Raw genomic sequence first — 15,027 nt, 5'->3', positions numbered from 1 at the left:
ATCTATATTTATTACTATACTCCAATATAGATAAATATCAATATCTTTTTTGTTTTTTTCTTTAAAAAACCGTTTTCTTTCTATTACCTCCCTGATGGTGTTAATATAAGTCTTAAAAGAAGCCTATAGACCTGACAAAAGAAATGAGGGATTAAAATGGAAAGCAACAAAATGCAAGTATCGATAATATGGGAAAATGACTTTATTTTTTCGATGACCAATTCCGATGGCAATCAGCTTAAAATGGATGCTCATATGGAAGCAGGTGGCCAAAAAAAGGGGCTCTTACCGATGCAAGCGCTTCTAGGGGCGCTTGCTGGATGTGTGGGAATGGATTTCACAGCTATCCTTCAGCCACACATGGATCAAGTAAACAGTATTGAGATCGTTACGCAAGGAACAAAAAGAGAAATACAACCCAAAGATTTTACAGCAATCACTGTCACTTTCATAGTAACCGGTGATGTCCCCACAGATAAAGTATGGCGTGCCATCAAAATCAGTGCGGAAAAATATTGCCCGGTTGCCCACTCACTGAAACCAGATATAATCTATCAACTCCGGTTAAATGGACAAGAAATCTTGGATCAGTAAGCGTTACGGATCAATTTGAAGCGGAACGCTAAAAATTCTTTTTCTTTTATAATATGCATCTAAAATGCTTGGATCAAAAAAATAAGGAGGTCCGGGAATATCCGGACCTTCCTATTTTTGTAGATCCTTTTCTTCTGTAACTATTTCAATAGTCGAGTGGGTCACATTCAAATTTTTGATTTGTTCCCGTACTTCTTTCTTGATGCGATCTGCGTAGCGGGAATCATCCGGTGAGAGTAAAATCGTTACAGAAAAAGCGCTTTCTTACCCATCGATGGACCAAAAATGAAAATGAGAAAAATTCTTTACTCCCTGAATAGCCATAATATTGGCCTCGATTTCTTTGACTTCGATCCCTTCTGGGACACCCTCCAAAAAAACCATCAAGGTGCTATATAACTGAGGTAGGGTCTTGATAAGAATATAAACCGCAATGCCTACTGACAAAATAGGGTCCAATATATAAAAATCAGTGAACTACATAACGATACTGACAACAAAGATGCCTACCCAGCCCAAAACATCTTCCAGAATATGCAGATTTAACATCTTTTCATTTTTTGAATTGCCTTTACTTAAACGCCATGCAGCGTAACCATTGAGTCCAATGGCTACTAATGACAACCAGAACATGCCAGTTGCATTCACTGGTTCCGGGTTCATGAGCAAAGGGATACTTCTAAAGGAAACGACGATGGAGCCGCTGACTAAAATAGCTGCTGTGATGAGGGCGCCTACCAATGAAAATCGCTGATATCCGAAACTGAATTTCTCAGCATTTTCTTTACTGGAATAATTTTGGAAGAACCAGGCTAATCCAACAGAAACAGAGTCACCTAAATCATGGACCGCATCTGACAAAATAGCCACACTATTAAAGAGAATACCGAAGAAAAATTCTGAAATCGAGAAAATAAGATTAATAAAGAAGACGATTTTCATGTTTTTTATTGCCTGCACATTTTTTCCATGGTGATGAGAAGTGGGTTGTATTTTATTTTCTTTATTTTGGATAGGATTTTTCATTTTTATTTCCTCCCACACAAACAGATTGAGAACCATTTCATTGCGACGCTTATAAAAATGAAGAAAGGTTGGAAATAGCCTTGCAGTACTATCATCAAAGCATTCGGTGATCTTGAATCAGGCTTTCTTCACCTAATAGGATAAAACTTCACCGCCAGCATCCTTCATCTTATTGTAGACGGAACATCTTTTCCACTTCGACGGCCAGTCTTGCTAAAGCTTCATCGCTCTCATTTGTATCGATGTGATTTTTGCCGCTTTCCTTTTTAGTTGCTAATTTTTTCAGCATTCTCGTAGATTGCTTTGATTTGGTTTGATGATACAGATTTTGACAAAATGTAGGACATCAAGATGATTCCTGGGATATCGATCGCCAGTCTTGTAAATGCGAATTTAGCACCTAGCGAAGAGAGTTCAAACAGAAACATCGGAATTTTGGTCGTTGACCAAGCGCCTACAAAGATAAGAACATTGCTAAATTTCACACCTTTCTTCATGAAGACCGCTGCAATTGGGAATGCACCATAAAGAGGTCCTGCAGCGGCAGACCCTAACAATATGGACAACAAAATCCCTTTCAAGCCAGAACCCTCACCCATATATTTGATCATTGTTTCTTTGGGCACCCACACGTCTAAGAGACCGAGCAAGACAAATACAGGCGGAATAACAAACAGCATTTCTTTGAAGGAGGATATAGAAATATCCCAGGCTTTCAAACCTGTTTCCCTGTTGATGAGCGTCAGTATGCCAACCAATACTACTGTAAAAAGGAAAGCTCTGTATCTTGACAAAATAAATTTCATCACTAACCCACCACCAATCCAATAATATAGGCAACCATTAAGGAGAAAATAAACGCAAATAGATTCCTCAACACAGTCAGTTTTTTACCGAAATATTTTAGTTCAACCGGAATCGTCACAACACCAACCATCATCAGGCTAGAAATGAAAGCCCCTATCTGCATATACCCGGCGCCACCTTGCAAAAGCAAAGCCGCGGTAGGAAAAGCAATAAATCCAGGTATCAATGTGATAGAACCAATCACGGCTGCAAAAATGACTCCTAACCAACCTGAACTAGAACCGATGATTTTTGTAATCAAATCGACATTTAAAAAGGCAAGCAATACGCCAACAAGTAGGATGATGACCAAAAACTCCGGCAAGATATTTTCAAATGACTTCCACCCTTTTTTTAAAGCCATCTTTGTTCTCTTTTTATCTTTAAAAAATGAAACTGCTAAAAATAATAGGCTTATACCATACATAATATAAGTATCCAACAAAACACCTTCTGTCTATATTTTTTTTGAAAGGTTAGAGATATACAATCAGTATTCGATCAATCTTGAACTAAAAAAAATTTGTCACAGCAATTATTAAGCTCTGCTTGAGGAGTAACATGGAAATCTTTTTCCACTAAAAATACAGAAACAACATTTGTAATGAGTTCAATAGATGCAACGCTTATCATCAAAACGTCTCATTAATGCTTCCTAACGAGCGCAACCTTTTAAAAGCTTCGCATAAAATAAACTGATGGATAACACTAGCAACTACGAAGGTTGTGTTCAGACATTGTCTTCACCTTGGTTATTCATTACGAAACCTTCCATTTTAGTTTGTTTCGTTGCAAGAGCCTTTTTTTTTCTCATTTCGAAGCGTGCCGTAAATATGGCCGCCAGAATCCCTACGATAAGGATGATGTAAGAGGCATTATAGAATATGGTTGAAACTCCGTATTTTTGCATCACCATACCATTGAAGCTCGTGCCGATTGCTCCTCCGACAAACATATTGAAAGAGGCCAGTGACATAGCCGTTCCCTTCATTTTAGGGAGTTTTTCTTGTGCGGTAGCTATCAATGTAGACTGAAGGAAGATAAAGGCTATTCCAAAACCAAGCAAGCCAATACCCAAAATCCATACATTTTCATAAGCCGATAGTGCGAAAAGAGCTATCCCACCTATGATCCCAGCCGACACTAAGAAACCGTGTTTCAAAACTTGCTTCAGTTTCGGTGCGATTCTTCCACCAATTACTGTCCCTACTCCAAAGAGAGATAAGATAAGTCCAACAATCATAATGTTATATCCTGTTATTTCTTGCAAGAGTTGACCAGAGTAAGTGAAGCTTCCAAAAACACAAAATCCGACAAAGAAAATTGTCGTCACAAGTCTCATGAATCGATAATTGGTAAGAGGTTCTTTATAAGCCTTGATAAAATTCAAATCAGTAACGACTGGTTGATCACGTTCTAAGATCTTCAACATGACGAACGCAAGTGCTAATTCAGCTATACCGTAAACGATATATACCATTCTCCATGAACCAAAGTAGGCTAAGGCGCCACCGATTGCTGTAGCCATTGCTCCACCAAGGAACATTAGTCCCATGACTTTTCCAAGAGCCTTATGTCTATTCTGATCATCAAAACTTTGCCCTACAAGCGCCATAGTAACAGGGAAAATTCCTGCTGCAAAAGCCCCGTTCATTGCACGAAAGAAGATGAGCGAAGGCAGATTAAATGAAAAGGCCCCCAAAACACTGAAAATAGCTGTCCCTATGGCAGCTATATTGATGATTTTAACTTTACCGTAACGATCCGAAATGGGCCCAAATATCAGTGTAAAAACACCAAAAGAAAGCATATAGGCCGTAACAGACATAGCTGCAACATCAACCGTTATATTCAAATCTTTAGCGATGTTGATTATCAGTGGTGCAGCCGCATAGTTATCTCCATTGGCAAGGAACGCCATCAGTCCCAATACTGTGATCATTTTGTTTTTATTTTCCATAAGTTCATCTCCACTATTCTATAATATCTCTTTTTGAATGATTGCTTGTCCAATGTCGTCACATGGAGCAGATATAGGTGTTCATGAATATCGATATCCATCTATGCGATTAGTATACTCTTATATAGATAAATATCAATAACTAAATGAAAAATATCACGTGATCCATTTTCACACCCGGATCACATGAAAAACTTACTCCGGTTCAAAGCCTTGTGCTGCTATTGGCTTACGAAGCAACCTCCTACTTGTTGCAATTTTTCGCTATTCAGTCCTAAAATAATAAATAGTGATCAGCCAGAAGATTTTCTGGAACATAGAATAATTTATAACTTTAGTCTCTGTTTGTTCTTTATCATTGAAAAACCGGTTGATTCTTTCAAATTGAACGGGTATATCTATAGCCTTTTTACACCCTTTTACAAGTTTCGCTGATCATAAAATCAAACTAGACAAATGAAAAAAGGGTTCTACTGCTTATACGCGGTAGAATCCTCTTTCAGTTCAAACTATACTTATACTAAATCAACTGTCAGTCTTCTTTTTTCATTCTTTTATCAGCGGTTTTAAAACTTTCATGAAAGACCGTTCCACCACGTTCATAAAGCGGTTCTTTGATGCCTTCATTATGGTTTACGACCCGGCCTAATGCAAAAAAATAATCAGACAAACGGTTCACAAAAATTTGTACTTGCCTATTTGTTTTTTCTTCTTCGTTAATAAAAGTTACAATTCTTCGTTCTGCTCTTCTAGTGATCGTTCTAGCTAATTGCATAAGTGAAGCCAAAGGAGAACCCCCTGGGATGATAAATTTATCAACTTCTACGGGGATAGGTGTATAGTAGTCGATACGTTGTTCCAAGAATTTAGTTTCTTCTTCCGTGATCTTATACGGTATTTTTTCATCAGGCACTGCTAAATCGGTGCCGCAATCGAATAAGAAATGTTGGATCATAAGAAGTTCATCTTTCAACTCCAGATTTTCCCCATCAACTTGGCTGACAATAAGACCTATTAAGGAATTCAATTCATCGATCGTACCATAAGCTTCTACTCGAGTAGAGTCTTTACGTACCGTTCTGCCAGTTATAATATTCGTGTTGCCTTGATCGCCTCTTTTTGTATAATACTGCATACTGATTCCCCCAGTTCTTTCATCATTTGATTATACCGACTTAAGATAGATTGTGCCGGTTTATTTTTAAAGAGTCCACAAATTAAAAATAGTTATCTAAAAGCTTCTTAACCATAACTGAATCCTATAAGCCCACTTTGAAAGTCTTATTAGAACTTAACTGTTAAAGCTGGACTAGTCGGATTATTGTAACAGATGCAGATTGGAAATGGATGGCAAAAAAGACTGTGCCTTCATTCTTTTCACTAAATTTTGGCTCACGTTTTGTAAATGCCAGTTTTATTTCCTCCGATAAAGGTTCCATGCATCGTTCAATAACAGCGTTTTACACACGAATGTACTCGTATATAGACTTGATAATAGTTGGAAAAGCTACGACCGGATTTGCAGTAAATTCAACGAATTTTTATTTATCTTTTTTTGTACGAATATACAAAACTCCTGGTATAGCGGCTGCGCTAGTTATCAAGAAACTTTTATTCATCGTCTCCTTCTCCTTCAAGAGCTGATTTACCTAGAAAAGCTTGTAACATCCAAATGGTTTTGTCCAGATAGTTTTTGTATCCAACCATAGTATCTTCTAACACATGATCTACCTCTTTCTGTGCCAAAAGAACTGTTCTTTTTGTCAAATCTCTTGTAATTCGGTAATCATCTACCAATTTTTCGACCATTTCTTCATCTGACAAGTATTTATCTTTAGGTGATTCAGCGACCAAGCTATACTTCGCATACTCTTCATTAGTTGACGCTGGTTTAGCACCTGAGACAATTAAGCGTTCTGCAATTTCGTCATAATACTTGCTATTTTCATCATATAGTTCTTCAAATTTTGCATGTAAGGTAAAGAAATGTGGACCTTTAACATACCAATGGTATTGGTGTAATTTCACATGTAAGAAAGCTTGATTAGAAATGATATGATTCGTCATAGCTGCTGCCGTTGGATTGTTGTAATCGTGTTCTTTTTCCTCCTGAACGATCTCCACTTGATGCAATTCTTCAGTTGTCTGTTCTTTGTGTGTGTGTTCTTCAGTCATTATTAATTCCTCCTAATAGTTTTTTTTCAAGTGATGTAATTACTTTTTCTAGCTGATCATCTCCTTAAATATTGTGATAAAAACTTCGCTACACACTGCATTGTTCCTTTTGATCAAGCTTTTACAGGGACTGCAGCTAGTTCTTTAACAGGTTGCATATTTTTACGGTTGAAGCGAATCAAACGCATAGCATTTAGAATAACGATCAATACGCTGGCTTCATGAATGAACATGCCAGAGGCTAAATGAACGCCTCCCATTAAGACTCCTGTTAATAAAATGGCCACAACACCGACCGCAATGAAGATATTTTGTTTCATATTTCTAGTCGTTGCTTTAGCCAATGAGTAGGCATGAGAAAACTGCATTAATTTATCTGCCATTAAGACAACGTCTGCTGTTTCCATTGAGATATCTGTTCCGCCTTCACCCATTGCTAGTCCAATATCAGCCGTTGCGATTGCAGGGGCATCATTGATCCCATCGCCTGCCATTGCAACAATATGACCAGACTCTTTCAATTTTTTCACATAGTCTACTTTGTCTTCTGGCAATAATTCAGCATGGAACTCATCTAATCCCAGTTCAGTTGCTACAGCTTCCGCTGTATGCTTGTTGTCACCAGTCAACATAACAATTTTTTTGATGCCGTTTTCTCTCATTTGCGTTAAGGCTCTTTTAGCATCGTCACGAATCTGATCAGCAATAGAGATGATACCATCAATTTCCCCGTCAACAGCGATGAAGATAGCAGAGTTGCCGGCTTTTTCACGATTCACTGCATAGTGTTCAGCAGCAGATGATAATGAGATGTTCTCATTTTTCATTAGTTTCCGATTTCCAGCAACAATTTTACGATTGTTCACAACAGCCTTGATTCCGTTTCCTTTGATTGCTTCTCCATCAGATAGTTCCATTGAAGCAAGATCCATGTCGCGGTCCTGTGCTGCTTTAACGATTGTCTGTCCCAAATGATGTTCAGAAATCGTTTCTGCTTTAGCTACTAGGCCTAATAAAGTATCTTTATCGGCCTTGTTAAATACGTGGATATCGGTTACTTCCGGTTTCCCTTTTGTTAAAGTTCCTGTTTTATCGAAGACCAATGTATCCACTTTAGAAAATTTATCCATGATCTCTCCGCCTTTGATCAGAACACCGTTTTTCGCGCCATTTCCGATACCTGCAACATTTGAGACCGGAGCTCCGATAACTAAAGCACCTGGGCATGCGATCACTAAGAAAGTGATTGCCAAATGCAGATCTTTAGTAAAGAGATACACAATAATCGATAGGACGACTACAGCTGGTGTGTAGATATTAGCAAATTTATCCAAGAATTTTTCTGCTTTAGATTTTGATTCTTGTGCTTCTTCAACAAGTTCAATAATTTTAGCGAATGTCGTATCGTCACCGACTCTTTCGGCAATCATTTCAATGTAGCCATTGTCTAAGATCGTTCCACTAAATACTTTATCGTTGATAACCTTTGAAGCTGGAACAGATTCACCAGTGATGGCTGCTTCATTAATGGAAGCTTTACCGGTCATGATTTTACCGTCAACAGGGATTTTTCCACCCGGATGAATAACCACGCGGTCGCCTTCTACAACATCCTCAACTGGGATAATTTCTGTTTTTCCATCAGCTCGCAAAACGGTAGCCTCTTGGGGTGCCATGTCAACCAACTCTCTTAACGATGAACGTGTTTTTTCTAATGTCCTCATTTCTAGATAGTCTCCAAATAAGAATAAGAATGTTACAATAGATGATTCTGTGTATTCTCCGATATATAAAGCACCAAGAACGGCGATACTAACTAACAGATCAATGCTGAAAGCCTTCATCCGTAAAGCTTGAATGGCTTTAATGAAAATAGGAATACTGGCAAGGATAGTTGCGCTAATTAAGGCAATATCTTTTAATTCTCCGTTTCCTACGAAACCAAAGATGAATCCGCTGATGATTAAAATACCTGCTAAAGCAGTGATCTGATTTTTATGGTGGTTGATATGTGCAATCATTTTTCTTCCTCCTTAATTTTTTATGCAATTGCTTTTGAATGGACAGGATATCATGCCTGTAGAATGGCTGCTTCAATTTGTTGGATCGTTACTTTTTTGTTGTCGAATGTCGTACGTATCTTCCCAAGTTGAGGAAAGACTTTCACAGACTCGATTCCGTTTAATTCATTGACCTGATTTTCTATTTTTTTAGCACATCCAGTGCAGTCAAGTGGGTCGATTTGAAATAGGACTTTAGTCATGAACCTTTCTCCTTCCTTTCCTCGTCTCTTTCTATCTTTATATTACCGCTCAAGAAGCTGTTAAAAATTGATTAGGATCAAGAATGACTAAACTATTCTATTTCTGGTGAATAGAATAACGATTCCACCTCTTAAAAGACGGAATCCATTTTTAAATCACTTTTTAATTGTCGTAAGGTTTCTTTCCTTAAGCTAGTTTAGATGATAATACTGGATAACCTAATTTTTGAATCATTTCTTGAATTTTTTCAGCTTTGATTTTAGATTCATCAAATTCTGTTTTGACCTTGCTAGAATTGAACATCACCTTAGCAGACTCGATACCTTCAGTTTTATTTAAGGTAGTTTCAATTTTCTTGATACATGAGGGGCAAGTTAACGGTTCTAATTGATATACAGCTTTACTCATAATTGTTTTCCTCCTGTCTTTTGTTATCTTTAGTATATGCAGTCCTGCTAATTAATAAATTGACCCTAATCAATTTTCTATAAAAATGGATATAAAAAAAGAAGCAGCTAAATTGTTTAGCTGCTTCTTTTGATAATTTAGTTTAATGGATCCAACACTATTTAAAAAAAATAGTTTAATTAACTTATAAATCGCCTGTTTTTTCTTGATAAGTCTGCAATTGATACATATCATAATACGTACCTTTTTTATCGATCAATTCATCATGGCTGCCTTGTTCAACAATTTCACCATTATGCAAAACGATGATCTTATCTGCATCTTTAATAGTAGACAATCGATGAGCTATGATCAATGAAGTCCGACCTTTGCGCATATTAGCTAATCCTCTTTGGATTTTTTCTTCCGTTTCTGTATCAATATTGGCTGTCGCTTCATCAAGGATCAGAATACGCGGTGACCGCAAGATCGTTCTAGCAAAACTGATCAACTGCTTTTCTCCAGCAGATAAACTTGCCCCTCGTTCAATAACCTTTGATGCATAACCATTCTTCATCTCAGATATAAACTCATCAGCATAGACAAATTCAGCCGCTTTTCTAACTTCGGCTTCTGTATAGGAAGTGTTATACATACGAATATTATCTGCAATATTGCCATAGAATAAGAAACTATCCTGCAATACTAATCCCATTTTATTTCGAAGCCCTTCTATTGGCATATCTTTCAAGGAATGGCCGTCAATGGTTATTTCGCCTTCATTGTACTCGTAAAAGCGCATCAATACATTGATAATTGAACTTTTACCTGATCCAGTTTGACCGACAAAGGCCACTGTTTGACCTGGTTTCACTTCAAAATTGATATTACGCAATACTTGTTTCTTTCCATCGTATGAAAAATTCAGATTTTTAACCTGAATGTGCCCTTCTGTGATCATACCCTTTTTTTCTGATGTAGATTGCGGTGCGAGCTCTTTATTATTCAGCAATTCTTGAATACGGTGCCCAGAAACAATCCCATCTTGTAAAGAACTTAAGCTGTTCATCATTTGACTGATGGGTTGAAAGAACGAGCGAGAATAGGCCGTAAATGCATATACTAAACCAATATCAACTGCACTTTGGTTCCATTCTTGATACCCAAAAATAAGCAGTACAGCTACTAGGGCAATTGACTCGATCACATTGATAGCTGGTGCTAATAACAATGCGTTCATGCTGTACATTGAACGACGAGAAGCTACATACTCTTTATTGATATCACTAAATTCATTAATCAAACGCTCTTCTTGATTGTACTTCTGAATAATACTCATTCCACTAATAGATTCACTTAAACTAGCATTCAACTGGCTCAATACCGTTCTCATGCGACTATAAATGAGAGTACTTTTCTTTCGATAGATTCCTGCGATCCACACAATAAAAGGTGTGAAAAAAAGGAATACTAATGCCATCCGCCAATTTAAGGCAAACATAGCAATCGTGATCGAAATGACATTAAATAGTCCATTGGAAATATTTAAAAAGACTGTCCAAAATTCTTTGATCGTTTCTGTATCATTTGTTACTCTAGAAACAACTGTACCTGCAGGTGTTTGATCAAAATACCTCATTCCCAATGAAACAACTTTTTCGTACAATTGATTTCGGATGTTGGCTACCGTTCTTTCAGAAGCCGTATTAAATAGAAAGTCTTTTGCATAAGAAGATACCGCCCTAAGGATGGTCAATACTCCATAAAAGATTACTATACGTACCGTGACCTCCATTGTTGCTGTTCCATTTGTTAAATAAGTGTCAATGTAGCGTTGAATGATGATGGGTAAATAGGCAGTAATTGCTGCACTTAATGCCAGAAACAAAAAAGAAAAGATGAAAATAAATTTATTTGGTTTTGCAAAACGAATCAGACTAAGTAAAACATGTCTGGATTCTTTAGCGGAAAAGGCTACTTGTTTTTGTGCGGCCATTAAACTCCCTCCCCATCTAATTTTTTCTCGAGCTGCTGCTTGTGGTACATATCGTTATACCAGCCTTTTGATTCACTTAATTGTTGGTGAGAACCCCGTTCACTGATGCTTCCTTTTTCCATTACGATGATTTCATCTGCATTCATGATCGAACTGATGCGATGTGCAGAAATAATCGTTGTTTTGTTACGTCTTTCTTTTTTCAATAAACTTAAAATATTTTCTTCTGTCTGAGCATCCACAGCTGAAAGAGAGTCATCTAAAATCAAGCATTCCGGTTCTACAGCTAAAGCTCGAGCAATAGCGATCCGTTGCTTTTGTCCACCAGATAGAGAGACGCCTCGTTCGCCAACTTTTGTATCATAACCTTCAGGAAATTCCAGGATATCTTCATGGATGTCAGCTAATATTGCATATTTCTCAACTGCTTCTTGCGACAGATCAGGATTTCCAAAACGGATATTTTCTCGAATCGTTGTTGAAAATAAAAAGTTTTCTTGCGGAACGATTGCTATCCCTTTTTTTAACGACTCTAATGCATATTCTTTGATATCAATATCATTGTAAGCGATTCTTCCATCGTACTGATCATATTCACGCATCAATAGTTTATATATCGTACTCTTTCCAGAACCCGTTCTGCCAACAATGCCTAACATATTTCCTCTTTCTAAATGAAAGGAAACATCCGTTAAAACTGGATTTTCATCATCAGGAAAAGTAAATGAATGCACGTCAAAACTGATATCACCGGCTAGCTCTTTACGATACGGATTTTTTATTTCTACAATCGAAGGTTCATAATTTAGTAAAACTTCTACTCTATCATAAGCCGCACTTCCTCGTTCTAGGGTATTGATCAAACCCCCTACAGCTAACAGTGGCCATTGCATCATACCGATATAGCTAATAAACGCTACTAAGTCTCCGATAGATATCCGTCCACTTTGAACATAGTTACCACCTACAAGTATAGCAATCACATAGGTCATTCCCATAATGATTTCTATACTTGGATTCAAGGCCGCTTTTAATTTATAAACAAGTTGATTTTTATTTACAACACGTTGAGTTTCTTCTTTAAATGCCGTAAAATCTTCTTCTTCTTCACCAAGTGTTTTTAAAACTTTCATACCTGTTACACTTTCTTGAACATGATCATTCATTGCGGAAAAAGCTTGCAATGCACCACGATAACGTGCATGAATCATTTTACCTAGATACGTTGAAACAAAGATCAAGATAGGCAGTGGCAGAATGGAGACAAGTGTAAGCTTCCAATCAATGAAAAAGAACATTGAAAAAAGTGTCACACCACCCAATGATAAGGCATCTGTTAACGTTAAAACCCCATCAGCTGCAACAAATCGAATAGCTGCCAAATCATTTGTAGCATGAGCCATCAGATCTCCTGTGCGGTATTTTTGATAGAATTCAGAATCCATCCGTGTGAAAAATGTGAATAAACGGTTACGTAAAATAGATTCAATAAGCGTAGAGTTCCCAAATAACGCTATCCTCCATCCGTAACGTAACACATACATCACAAGTGAAAAGATAAGAATCAATGTGACCCAATAAAGCAAAATCTGCCAGTTTAGCGTTCCTGCTATAAAATGGTCAATAATGGTACCGATGATTTTTGGATTCATAACTTGTAAAATAGCACAAATAATTAGAGCTGTAACCCCAAAGGTATAACTTTTCCAACGTAATTTAAAAAACCAACCATACTTTTTAAACGTATTAAACATTATTTCATTCCTTTCATTTTGTCTTCCGCAATGCTATGCCAGACTACATCCATATCCATAAAAAAACAAACAGAAAGAAAACTTCCTATTTGTTCTTAATAGTAGTTGTTTTTATTGTTCTATTTTTTTGACACTATCATCAATCACTACCTCTTGTGCAACCGCTAATGTAATACTTTTATGGCAATACTTGAAAGCCATAAGCGCAAAATACGCCACAAAAAAAATGGTAATCACTTTTTCGTAAAACACATAAAATATTATACCTTTAAATTCCTCTTCAAACCATCTATTCTTAATATAGGTCATATTCTATCTATGTGCAACTAAATAACCTACATTCAAAAAAATTTTAGCCGTATTTTATGAAAAAACATAGCTTATCATTCAAGTTGAGTGTAATAAAAAAAGATTATGAAAGTTATACTGTTCAATTCAAACAAAATGGATTAAGCTTTATGGAATGAACAGGTGCTTCTTCAATCGTCACTATTGCTCTTCAACTTTGGATAATCTTCCCGCATATGATTGATGCTTAGAATAAGAAAGTCTTTAAAGATAGCGTTGAAGCCATTGACACATGAAAAGACAGGCAACTATCAGATAGACTTAAGAAAGAGAGTACAGTCAATTTACATAGGAAAAGAAAATTAATTAGGTTTCATCGTTTGAGATAAAGTATGATGAATAAGCGATTCACAAAAAAAGGAGGATATTATGAAAGGACAAACAGCAAAAAATTATAAATGGTGGATCGTTTTTATTGGAGGTTTAGGGATCTTCTTTTCCGGACCCGGTCAGACCTACTCTAACTCGATATTTATAAATGAATACGTGAATTATTTTGGTTGGTCTCGCTCGGATGTATCCTTGATCTACTCCTTGGGTACACTAGCTGCTGGATTTTTAATGATGCATGTAGGCAAACTTGTAGACAAATTTGGCCAAAGACGAATGACGTTGACCGTAGCGATTCTTTTCGGGTTAGCCTGTATATATAATAGTTTTGTGACGAATCTTTTCTTACTCTTCATTGGATTCTTCCTGATTCGACTATTGGGTCAAGGCAGTATGACGCTGATCCCAAATACGCTGATTCCACATTGGTTTTTGGCGAAACGCGGTTTGGCAATATCCCTGATGACCTTAGGAAGTTTTCTTAGTGCTACCATTTTCCCTGTCTTAAATGAAGCCCTTATTTCTTCTTATGGATGGCAGAATACTTGGAGAATACTTGGTGTCTCGCTTCTAGTCATTTTCTTTCCGATAGCATTTATACTCGTGCAAAACCGACCATTCAAGGAGAATGGTCAGGAACTAATTATCGATCCCAGTACGTCTATCCAAGAAGTTGACGAAGAAATCCAAAACGAACCCATATCTGCTTTAGCGACGAGAGACTGGACCGTAGATGAGGCGAAAAAAACAGCTACTTTCCGTGCGCTTATAGCCTGTGTAGGCATTCCTGCTTTGGTCAACACCGCTATTACCTTCCATATTGTTTCGATTTTCCAGACCAACGGGCTTACAGCTCAAAATGCAGCTGTTGTACTAAGTATGATGGCATTCATGGGCTTTCCCGTGACACTTATTGCTGGACGTCTAGTCGATAGGATCCCTTTACAATTTATGTTGGTAACCGTCTTTATACTCGAGATCGTTTTTTTGGTTGTACTGCTGAATTTAACAAATGTTACCAGTTCAATCTTATTCGCCGTAATATGGGGAATCGCGAATGGTGTGGAAAGAATCGTATTAACTATGGTTTGGCCAAACTTCTTTGGACTGAAGCATAGCGGCTCCTTTCAAGGCATCGGTGCTACATTGACCGTATTGGGTTCTTCGCTCGGCCCTTTACCTTTAGGCTTAGCTTATGATTATTTCCAAAACTACCAATTTAGTCTTCTTATTCTGATAGCTCTACCTGTCATTGGTCTGATTGCCTCCACCAGAGTTAAGCCTCTTGATAAGATTAGTTACACGCATTAAAACACAAAAAAGGATCAGCTGGTAGCTGTTCCTTTT

Annotated in this window: 13 protein-coding genes; 2 read left to right on the top strand and 11 right to left on the bottom strand. The window is 37.2% G+C overall.

The features are described from left to right. Window positions 1-156: 156 nt before the first annotated feature. A complete protein-coding gene (locus J7E16_RS03955; RefSeq protein ID WP_251006057.1) occupies window positions 157-594 on the top strand; it encodes an OsmC family protein in 438 nt (145 codons plus the stop codon). A gap of 477 nt (window positions 595-1,071) precedes the next feature. Here the strand turns inward: J7E16_RS03955 and J7E16_RS11400 are convergent, their stop codons facing one another. The 11 genes from J7E16_RS11400 to J7E16_RS03900 form a co-directional block, all read right to left on the bottom strand. Next, on the bottom strand, window positions 1,072-1,620 hold the full coding sequence (locus J7E16_RS11400; protein ID WP_251006056.1) for a cation diffusion facilitator family transporter: 549 nt from the start codon (window positions 1,618-1,620) through the stop codon (window positions 1,072-1,074). Window positions 1,621-1,886: 266 nt separating this feature from the next. After that, complete coding sequence (locus J7E16_RS03945; RefSeq protein ID WP_214888938.1) at window positions 1,887-2,426, bottom strand: permease; 540 nt, start codon at window positions 2,424-2,426, stop codon at window positions 1,887-1,889. 2 nt (window positions 2,427-2,428) lie between these two features. Continuing rightward, window positions 2,429-2,908 (bottom strand): permease, encoded by a 480-nt coding sequence (locus tag J7E16_RS03940; RefSeq protein ID WP_214888936.1) that lies wholly within the window; start codon window positions 2,906-2,908, stop codon window positions 2,429-2,431. Between the two features lie 288 nt (window positions 2,909-3,196). Continuing rightward, a complete protein-coding gene (locus tag J7E16_RS03935; RefSeq protein ID WP_214888933.1) occupies window positions 3,197-4,426 on the bottom strand; it encodes an MFS transporter in 1,230 nt (409 codons plus the stop codon). 532 nt (window positions 4,427-4,958) lie between these two features. Further along, the gene (locus J7E16_RS03930; protein WP_214888930.1) at window positions 4,959-5,561 is read right to left on the bottom strand and encodes a cob(I)yrinic acid a,c-diamide adenosyltransferase; all 603 of its coding nucleotides are present in this window, start codon (window positions 5,559-5,561) and stop codon (window positions 4,959-4,961) included. Window positions 5,562-6,037: 476 nt separating this feature from the next. Next, on the bottom strand, window positions 6,038-6,601 hold the full coding sequence (locus J7E16_RS03925) for a Dps family protein (RefSeq protein WP_214888927.1): 564 nt from the start codon (window positions 6,599-6,601) through the stop codon (window positions 6,038-6,040). 113 nt (window positions 6,602-6,714) lie between these two features. Next, window positions 6,715-8,622: a heavy metal translocating P-type ATPase gene (locus J7E16_RS03920; protein ID WP_214888924.1), complete on the bottom strand. Its 1,908-nt coding sequence runs from the start codon at window positions 8,620-8,622 to the stop codon at window positions 6,715-6,717. A gap of 50 nt (window positions 8,623-8,672) precedes the next feature. Next, complete coding sequence (locus J7E16_RS03915; protein WP_214888921.1) at window positions 8,673-8,864, bottom strand: heavy-metal-associated domain-containing protein; 192 nt, start codon at window positions 8,862-8,864, stop codon at window positions 8,673-8,675. A gap of 187 nt (window positions 8,865-9,051) precedes the next feature. After that, window positions 9,052-9,273, bottom strand: a complete 222-nt coding sequence (locus tag J7E16_RS03910; protein ID WP_214888918.1) for a heavy-metal-associated domain-containing protein — start codon at window positions 9,271-9,273, stop codon at window positions 9,052-9,054. A 184-nt stretch (window positions 9,274-9,457) separates the two neighbouring features. Further along, the gene (locus J7E16_RS03905) at window positions 9,458-11,248 is read right to left on the bottom strand and encodes an ABC transporter ATP-binding protein (protein ID WP_214888915.1); all 1,791 of its coding nucleotides are present in this window, start codon (window positions 11,246-11,248) and stop codon (window positions 9,458-9,460) included. Continuing rightward, window positions 11,248-13,002: an ABC transporter ATP-binding protein gene (locus J7E16_RS03900; protein WP_214888912.1), complete on the bottom strand. Its 1,755-nt coding sequence runs from the start codon at window positions 13,000-13,002 to the stop codon at window positions 11,248-11,250. The genes J7E16_RS03905 and J7E16_RS03900 overlap by 1 nt, the downstream gene beginning before the upstream one ends. Window positions 13,003-13,719: 717 nt before the next feature. On the opposite strand from J7E16_RS03900, the gene J7E16_RS03895 reads away from it, so the two are divergent. Further along, a complete protein-coding gene (locus J7E16_RS03895) occupies window positions 13,720-14,991 on the top strand; it encodes an MFS transporter (protein WP_214888909.1) in 1,272 nt (423 codons plus the stop codon). Window positions 14,992-15,027 lie beyond the last annotated feature (36 nt).

Source organism: Carnobacterium sp. ISL-102, assembly GCF_018612935.1.
Classification (GTDB): domain Bacteria; phylum Bacillota; class Bacilli; order Lactobacillales; family Carnobacteriaceae; genus Carnobacterium_B; species Carnobacterium_B alterfunditum.
The sequence above is the reverse complement of the archived record's forward strand: the minus strand, read 5'-3'. Positions and strand labels throughout refer to the sequence as shown.

Excerpts from the sequence above, each read along its gene's own strand:
- J7E16_RS03910 (WP_214888918.1), bottom strand. The coding sequence starts at position 9,273 with ATGAGTAAAGCTGTATATCAATTAGAACCGTTAACTTGCCCCTCATGT.
- J7E16_RS03920 (WP_214888924.1), bottom strand. The coding sequence starts at position 8,622 with ATGATTGCACATATCAACCACCATAAAAATCAGATCACTGCTTTAGCA.
- J7E16_RS03955 (WP_251006057.1), top strand. The coding sequence starts at position 157 with ATGGAAAGCAACAAAATGCAAGTATCGATAATATGGGAAAATGACTTT.
- J7E16_RS03915 (WP_214888921.1), bottom strand. The coding sequence starts at position 8,864 with ATGACTAAAGTCCTATTTCAAATCGACCCACTTGACTGCACTGGATGT.
- J7E16_RS11400 (WP_251006056.1), bottom strand. The coding sequence starts at position 1,620 with ATGAAAAATCCTATCCAAAATAAAGAAAATAAAATACAACCCACTTCT.
- J7E16_RS03900 (WP_214888912.1), bottom strand. The coding sequence starts at position 13,002 with ATGTTTAATACGTTTAAAAAGTATGGTTGGTTTTTTAAATTACGTTGG.
- J7E16_RS03895 (WP_214888909.1), top strand. The coding sequence starts at position 13,720 with ATGAAAGGACAAACAGCAAAAAATTATAAATGGTGGATCGTTTTTATT.
- J7E16_RS03930 (WP_214888930.1), bottom strand. The coding sequence starts at position 5,561 with ATGCAGTATTATACAAAAAGAGGCGATCAAGGCAACACGAATATTATA.
- J7E16_RS03945 (WP_214888938.1), bottom strand. The coding sequence starts at position 2,426 with ATGAAATTTATTTTGTCAAGATACAGAGCTTTCCTTTTTACAGTAGTA.
- J7E16_RS03905 (WP_214888915.1), bottom strand. The coding sequence starts at position 11,248 with ATGGCCGCACAAAAACAAGTAGCCTTTTCCGCTAAAGAATCCAGACAT.
- J7E16_RS03935 (WP_214888933.1), bottom strand. The coding sequence starts at position 4,426 with ATGGAAAATAAAAACAAAATGATCACAGTATTGGGACTGATGGCGTTC.
- J7E16_RS03925 (WP_214888927.1), bottom strand. The coding sequence starts at position 6,601 with ATGACTGAAGAACACACACACAAAGAACAGACAACTGAAGAATTGCAT.